Source organism: Actinomyces oris (assembly GCF_001937665.1).
Lineage (GTDB): Bacteria > Actinomycetota > Actinomycetes > Actinomycetales > Actinomycetaceae > Actinomyces > Actinomyces stomatis.
Window position 1 is genome coordinate 244,497 of record NZ_MSKL01000025.1, and the last position, 7,141, is coordinate 251,637.

The 7,141-nt window shown below is 65.5% G+C and carries 5 protein-coding genes and 1 pseudogene; 1 reads left to right on the plus strand and 5 read right to left on the minus strand.

Going from position 1 to position 7,141, the window contains the following annotated elements; genetic code table 11:
• Positions 1 to 21: 21 nt before the first annotated feature.
• Both BKH28_RS10425 and BKH28_RS10430 read right to left on the minus strand, forming a co-directional pair.
• Positions 22 to 1,002 carry an electron transfer flavoprotein subunit alpha/FixB family protein gene (locus BKH28_RS10425; protein WP_075418726.1) on the minus strand — a complete coding sequence of 327 codons (981 nt, stop codon included), beginning with the start codon at positions 1,000 to 1,002 and terminating at the stop codon, positions 22 to 24.
• A 98-nt stretch (positions 1,003 to 1,100) separates the two neighbouring features.
• Entirely contained in the window at positions 1,101 to 1,859 is a 759-nt protein-coding gene (locus BKH28_RS10430) for an electron transfer flavoprotein subunit beta/FixA family protein (RefSeq protein WP_075418727.1), read from the minus strand.
• Positions 1,860 to 2,061: 202 nt separating this feature from the next.
• Here BKH28_RS10430 and glgX point away from each other — a divergent pair, with 202 nt between their 5' ends.
• Positions 2,062 to 4,455 carry a glycogen debranching protein GlgX gene (gene glgX / locus BKH28_RS10435; protein ID WP_075418728.1) on the plus strand — a complete coding sequence of 798 codons (2,394 nt, stop codon included), beginning with the start codon at positions 2,062 to 2,064 and terminating at the stop codon, positions 4,453 to 4,455.
• A gap of 190 nt (positions 4,456 to 4,645) precedes the next feature.
• Here glgX and BKH28_RS10440 read toward each other — a convergent pair whose 3' ends face one another.
• From BKH28_RS10440 to BKH28_RS13435, 3 genes and pseudogenes are all read right to left on the minus strand, one after another.
• Positions 4,646 to 5,122, minus strand: coding sequence for a DUF6301 family protein (locus BKH28_RS10440; protein ID WP_256695765.1), 477 nt, complete (start codon positions 5,120 to 5,122; stop codon positions 4,646 to 4,648).
• A 114-nt stretch (positions 5,123 to 5,236) separates the two neighbouring features.
• Positions 5,237 to 5,854 carry an Imm5 family immunity protein gene (locus tag BKH28_RS10445; RefSeq protein ID WP_256695767.1) on the minus strand — a complete coding sequence of 206 codons (618 nt, stop codon included), beginning with the start codon at positions 5,852 to 5,854 and terminating at the stop codon, positions 5,237 to 5,239.
• Positions 5,855 to 5,871: 17 nt separating this feature from the next.
• Positions 5,872 to 7,141: pseudogene (locus BKH28_RS13435) on the minus strand (hypothetical protein); the annotation flags it as partial.

Genomic DNA, 7,141 nt, shown 5'->3' on the forward strand with positions numbered 1-7,141 from the left:
CGTCCATCCACCGTTGCCGCATCAGCCGCGCAGCCTGGCGAGCTCCTCGACGAGCTGGGGCACGACCTCGGTGACGTCGCCGACGACGCCGAAGTCGGCCATCTCGAAGATCGGGGCCTCGGAGTCGTCGCAGATGGCGACGACGGTGCCGGCTCCCTGGATGCCGCTGGTGTGGTGGACGGCGCCGGAGACGCCCAGGCCGATGTACAGGCGCGGGGAGATGGTCTCACCGGTTTGACCGATCTGGGCGCTGCGCTCGATCCAGCCCTCGTCGCAGGCCACGCGGGTGGCTCCGACGGCGGCGTCGAGCGGCTGGGCCAGGGAGCGGACCAGGTCGAAGTCGCCGTCCACGCCGCGGCCGCCCACGACGACGGTGCGCGCCTCACTCAGAGCCGGGCCGGAGGCGACGGAGGTGGCCTCACGCGAGACGAGGCGCACAGCGGCGGCCTCGGCACTGATGGGGACCTCGAGGGGCTCGGCCGCCAGGGGCGCGCCCTTGGCGGCGGCGACCTCTGCGATCCCGGGGCGCACGGCGATGATCGGTGCACCGCCGCCCGAGCCGACGCCGGCGGTGGTGGACCAGGAGCCGGACAGGACCAGCTTGGAGGCGCGCAGGTCGGAACCGGAGGCCTCCAGGCCGGTGACGTCGGAGACGCAGGCCGAGCCGAGTACGACGGCGACCCGCCCGGCGAGCTCCTTACCGCGATAGTCGGAGACGACCAGGACCGCCGCGGGCTGGACGGTGCCGACGGCCGCCACGACGGCGTCGGCCGCGGTGGCGGGCAGGTGGCCGAACTCGCCCAGGTCGGCGGTCAGCAGACGGGTGGCTCCGGCGCCGGCCAGGGCCTCAGAGGCGGTCTCACCCAGCGGCTGGAGGGCCAGGGCGACGACGTCGCCACCGGTCAGCGCCCGGGCGGCGGTGAGCAGCTCCAGGCTGGGACCGGTGGGGACGGCCTCGGTGGTCTCGAGGTCGACGAGGACGAGCAGGGGGGCATCGAGCACGGGAATCAGCTTCTTTCGCGAGTGGTATGAGACGGACGGGCGGCGCTACGGCGCCCAGCGCCCCTGCTGGGGCCGTGGGCGGACGCTGCGGCAGGCCGTCAGACGAGCTTGTTCTCCACGAGCCAGGCGGCGAGCTCGCGGCCCGCCTCTCCGGCGTCGGTGCGGATGATGCCGGCCTCACGGGCGGGTCGGGCCTCGTCGTCGACGACTGCGACGGCCGGTTCGGCGATCTGAAGACCGAGCTCGGAGGCGTCCCAGAAGTCAATGGGCTTCTTCTTCGCGGCGCGCATGGCGGCGAAGTTGGGGTAGCGGGGCTCGTTGGCCTGGTCGGTGACGCTGACGAGCGCGGGCAGCGAAGCGCTGAGGACCTCGCGGACGGTGCCCACGGCGCGGGTGACGGTCACGGCGCCGCCGTCGACCTCGAGGTGGTTGGCCAACGTCAGGGCCGGGAGGTGCAGGGCGGCGGCCAGGGCACCGGGCAGCATGGAGGTCATGGAGTCCAGGGAGGCCATTCCGGTGACGACCAGGTCGACCTCCCCGATTCGCTCGATGGCGGCGGCCAGAACCCGGGCGGTGGTGACGACGTCGGCTCCGGCCAGGTCGTCGTCGGCGACGACGACCCCGGAGTCGGCCCCCATCTGCAGAGCGCGGCGCACCCCGTCCTCAGCGTCCTCGGGTCCCATGGTCAGGGCGATGACCTCGCCGTCGGCCTCCTCGGCCAGACAGACAGCGGCCTCGACGGCGTTCTCGTCGAGCTCGTTGAGGACGTCCTCCTCGCCGCGCACGAGCCGACCGTCCTCGATGCGACGCTCGGACTGCACGTCGGGAACGTGCTTGATGCAGACCACGATTCTCATGGGTTCAAGGTTGCCATAACAGCGGCATCTCACCACTGAGCGCTCAGTCACCCTGACATGGCGTCAGGACGAGGATCGGGACGACGCGATGATGACGACGCCGTCACGCCCGGGCCCTAAACGCGACGCGGCGCACTCCCACGAGGGAGACCTCACTGCCCCTCAAGTGGTAGCAACCAGCGGCCGCCAGGACAATGGGCCCATGTCTTCGACGCCAGAGCCCGCTCCAGCACCGCGCGCCGAGCTGCCAGCAGCTCCTGATCACGGGCTGGGTGTCGCTCTGAACGGAGACGGCGCGGACTTCGCGGTCCACGCCCCGCACGCCACGGCCGTGGACCTGTGCCTGCTGACCATGGATGCCGACGGCGCCGTGGTGGAGGAGACCCGGATCGGGATGCACGGGCCCTCGCGGGGCCTGTGGAGCGCCCACGTCCCCGGCATCGGAGCCGGCCAGCGCTACGGCTACCGCGCCCACGGTCCCTGGAACCCGCACGAGGGCCTGCTCTACAACTCCCGCAAGCTGCTGCTGGACCCCTACGCCCGCGCCCTGGACGGCCGAGTGGACCTGGGACCGGCCGTCTACGCCCACGAGGTCACTGACGACCTGGTTCCGGCAGCCGAGCCGTGGCTGCCCTCGCACCTGGACTCGGCGGGCAGCACCGCCGTCGGAGTGGTCACCGGTGACACCTTCCCGGTGGTTCCGGGGCCGCGCGTGCCCCGCGAGCGCACCGTCATCTACGAAGCCCACGTCAAGGGCCTGACCTACCAGCTGCCGGGCGTGCCCGAGGAGCTGCGCGGCACCTACGCGGGGCTGGCCCACTCGGTGACGGTCGAGCACCTCAAGGGGCTGGGGATCACCACGATCGAGCTCCTGCCGATCCACGCCTCGGTGAGCGAGCCCTTCCTGACCAAGCGGGGCCTGACGAACTACTGGGGCTACTCCACGCTCAGCTACTTCGCGCCCGAGCCCTCCTACGCCACGGCCGCGGCGCGTGCGGCCGGCCCGCAGGCGGTCCTGGACGAGGTGCGCGGCATGGTCTCCATGCTCCACGAGGCCGGCCTGGAGGTCGTGCTCGACGTCGTCTACAACCACACCTGCGAGGGCGGCGTCGACGGCCCCTCCTTGAGCCTGCGCGGCCTGGACAACCTGGACTACTACCTTCACGCCCCCTACCTGCCGGCGCAGTACATGGACGTCACCGGCACCGGCAACACGGTGGACTTCCGGGCCACTGGGGCGATCCGGCTGGCCCTGGACTCGCTGCGCTACTGGGTCACCGAGGTCGGCGTCGACGGCTTCCGCTTCGACCTGGCCACCACCCTGGGCCGCCATGCCGCGGAGTTCTCGCCGCGCCACCCGCTGCTCACGGCGATCGCCACGGACCCGGTGCTCAGCACCGTCAAGCTCATCAGCGAGCCCTGGGACGTGGGGCCCGGCGGCTGGCGCACCGGCCAGTTCCCCGAGCCCTTCCAGGACTGGAACGACCACTTCCGCGACACCACGCGCTCCTTCTGGCTGCATGACGCCTCGGAGATCTCTAAGGGCCGTCTGGGCTCGGACCTGCGAGACCTGGCCACGCGCCTGTCGGGCAGCGCGGACCTGTTCAGCCACGGGGAGTTCCCCGGTGGTCGTGGCCCGCTTGGCTCGGTCAACTTCGTGGCCGCACACGACGGCTTCACCCTGCGCGACCTGGTGGTCTACGACCACAAGCACAATCTGGCCAACAAGGAGGACAACCGGGACGGCAACTCCAACAACCGCTCCTGGAACCACGGTTTCGAGGGGGACGTCGTCGAGGGCATCAACGGCGGCCCGATCGAGGTGCTGCGCCGCCGGTCGATGCGCAACCTGCTGGCCACCGTACTGCTGAGCGCCGGGACCCCCATGCTGGTGGCCGGCGACGAGATGGGACGCACCCAGCAGGGCAACAACAACTGCTACTGCCAGGACTCCGTGCTCTCCTGGGTGGACTGGAACCTGGAGGTCTGGCAGCGCGACCTGGTCGCCACAACGCGTTTCCTCGTCCACCTGCGCCAGACCCACCCGGTGGTGCGCCCATCGCGCTTCGCGACCGGGCAGGTCCTTCAGGGGGACACGATCCCGGACCTGGCCTGGTACCGGGCGGACGCCGCACCGATGGACGGGGACTCCTGGCACGACCCGCACACTCGTGTGGTCCAGATGCTGCGCTCGGGCCGCCCCTGGGACGACGACGACATGCTCGTGGTCATCAACGGCGCCCTGGACCAGGTCGATGTCGTCCTGCCCGAGGGACGCGGGACCGACTGGCACCTGGCCTGGGACTCGACCTGGGCGGTCCCCCAGCCTCACACAGCACCCTTCTCCCAGGCACGGCGCGTGAGCCGAAGCCCCCAGGACACCCAGGCCGACGTCATCATCGAGACGAACGGCTCCGGCGAGGTGAAGGATGTCAAGACCGTGGCCGGCAGCTCCGAGGGCCACGCCGCTGAGAGTCTCACGGACTGCCACCAGGACCGTCCGGGTGACACGACGATGCTGGAGGCCCTGTCCCTGCGGGTCTACTTCTCCGGCGAACCGCTCGAGACCCTGACCCCGGGCACCAAGGCGGACTGAGCCGGCACCGAGGTCACCCAGCACCTGGTGCGATCAGGGGCGGTGACGTCATTTCCAGAATACCCTGGCTCACGCTCGACCCTACGGACGATAGTCACGCTCCACAGCGTCCACAGCCACGCATATCGATGAGCACAACTCTGCGCTCACGCATTTCTTAGAGGTCGCGCCAGTAAACTGTGGAGGCCCTCTAGAAGTCTCCGCCCTCATCGAAGTAGCGCTGCTCAGCCTCAGTCAGATCCATCATTGCAGGAGACTCGATAACAACATCAATGAACCTGCGGGTGCCTCCGAGTGTGATGCTGACGCGGGAAGGCAGATTCCACGTGTTCAACACGCCGACAGTGCTCGACTCCGTACTGCTTTGACCGTACAGACTGTTGAGCGCGTCAACATAGGCCTTATACTGTGAGCGAATAATGTGATCGATTTGAGGTTCGGCGTCACTGTAAAGCCGCGTAGTCAGATTGAAGTTAATTCTGGAAACAAGACTTGTGTCGGTGACGTCGTTGCCAATGTATCCGTCTTCTTCGCCGTTGCTGACGGGAGTGGTGAAGATAGTTCCGTCGCCCGGAGTGGGTCGCCAGCCGAACTGGTCTCGGAGGGTGAATGCCTCGTTGATGGTCATGGGCCATCTGTGCTCGGCGATAGCACGGATAATCGCCACCCCCTCTTCAGTAGGGTAGACACGGAACTGCTGACCTTTAATTGCCGAGATAGAGATGATTCACCTCCGAAGATCGTCCTTCTATTGTTTGGCAACCTGTCTTGCGGAGTTTATTTAATTACTGAGGACTGCTGGAATGGCTTCATCAAGATACCACATCCAGAAACTGCGACGTGCTTCAACGTTAACCTGATCTACAGACATCCAGTTCATGGCACCTGCAGCGGCGCTGGCGCAAGTGTAGCTGGTTTCATAACTGTCAGGAGCTAGTTCTTCGTCATCAATATCGTTATCCGCGGTATCATAATCTGGGTTCCGATAACAGGCAGAAATAACCATCGAGGTGGCTGCATCGGCTACCATTAGCGCTGGATTGGTGACCACATTCGACTCAACAGATGTACTCAAATCCTGAAAGAAGTAGAATGCCTCGTCCTCTGCAGCCTCTGGATCCACACTCTTCTCCATAAGGGAGTGGGTCAGCCGCAACATTCTATCAATACCAGGGTTCGCCGGAAATATATGCGACCATATCGGTTTCACGTGATTGACACACAAAACCTTGAGTTGAGTCCGATTCAGATAAGAAACTTCGAAATTGTCGGGATCATTCATTGAAATCCAAATACGCTTTCGATCTCCCAGAGATAGAATCCCTTTAGGGCTGTTAACAAGATTGGTGCGGGCCTGTTTGATTGACTCACTTACAGTTGGCATGTTAATCATAATCATTCCCTCCATTTGTAGATTTAGTGAATTCCGGTGATCGGTTGACCGGTAGGCACTTGAAGTCCGGATGATGTGACGACCGACCCGTCTGTTCTGAATATCCATGTCCCATTAGGGTCGGTGACATACCAGTCTCTGCGCTGATATTGAGCCAAACTTCGGAACCAGTTTTGACAATCTGCGCACATAGCCTTAGATACGCCAATGTGTGGCCATTCGGCATTGAGTGCCATCTGTCGTTCGGCATGCGATGCAAAATACTGTCCAGGCACTCCCTGGTCTCTAAAATAAGGAGTTCTCGGATGTCCCATCTCGTCGGTGACTTGAAGTACCTCCTCGACATTAGGGTCCAAGAATCCTGGAGGGCGATCTTTCGACCAGCCACTGAGTGCGTCGTTGTTGCGGTCGGACGAAACGACTTTAGGTCTATTTCGACCCGTTTTTGGTAGTTCTTGCTTGACTCGTGTGGCTCGTGTGTGTGCTGCTTGTGATTCTGCGACGCGTTGGGCTTCGGTTCTGGCTGCTGCTTGTTCGGTGGCTTGGGATGCTTTCTTGCCTCCTTGTCTTAGGGCGGTGCGGGTGGCGGCCATGTCTCTGGCGGTGGTGCGGGCGATGGTGTGGGCGCCGGCTCCCAGGGCTGATCCGGGGATGAAGGTCAGGGCGAAGTCGAGTAGGTCCCAGGCTAGCTGGCCGGCGGTGACGTTGCTGAGGTAGGAGGAGGTTGCTGCCCCCGGGTTGTGGATGAAGGAGGCCAGGCCGTGGCCGTGGGCCGCGGCCCATGTCAGGACGCCGGTGGCTCCCATGGCCAGGGCGAAGGTGGATCCGGCTGTCATCAGCAGTGTCACGCCCAGCGCCGTGACCAGGATCTGCCCTGTCGGTCCCAGCAAGTCCCACCACGTGGCCAGCTTGTCGAGCAGACCCGCGAAGAACGCCGAGTCACTGTCACCGAACAGAAGCGAGGACCCGATCGCCTGGGCAATCACCACCCCGCACCACAGGCACAGCAACCCCGCCACGGCTGAGACCGTCAGCGCCAAGACGGCGAAGGCCCAGCGCGCTGCGGGCTCGATTCCGGGGGTGGTGGCGGCCATGGCGTCACGGCGGGTCTCCATCACCTGGGCAGCGGTGAGCCGGCCCTCGATCATGCGCTGGGGGCGGGTCATGCGCCAGTCTGTGTAGCCACGGGCGATGACGGCCAGGTCGCTGTAGGACAGCACCACCAGGGCCACGACCGCCTCGATCGGAGCACGCACGAAGGCCGGTCCCCCGATCACCGGCAGCAAGGACGCC

Coding starts and splice junctions, on each gene's coding strand:
- BKH28_RS10445 (WP_256695767.1), bottom strand. CDS start 5,854: ATGATTATGATTAACATGCCAACTGTAAGTGAGTCAATCAAACAGGCC.
- glgX (WP_075418728.1), top strand. CDS start 2,062: ATGTCTTCGACGCCAGAGCCCGCTCCAGCACCGCGCGCCGAGCTGCCA.
- BKH28_RS10430 (WP_075418727.1), bottom strand. CDS start 1,859: ATGAGAATCGTGGTCTGCATCAAGCACGTTCCCGACGTGCAGTCCGAG.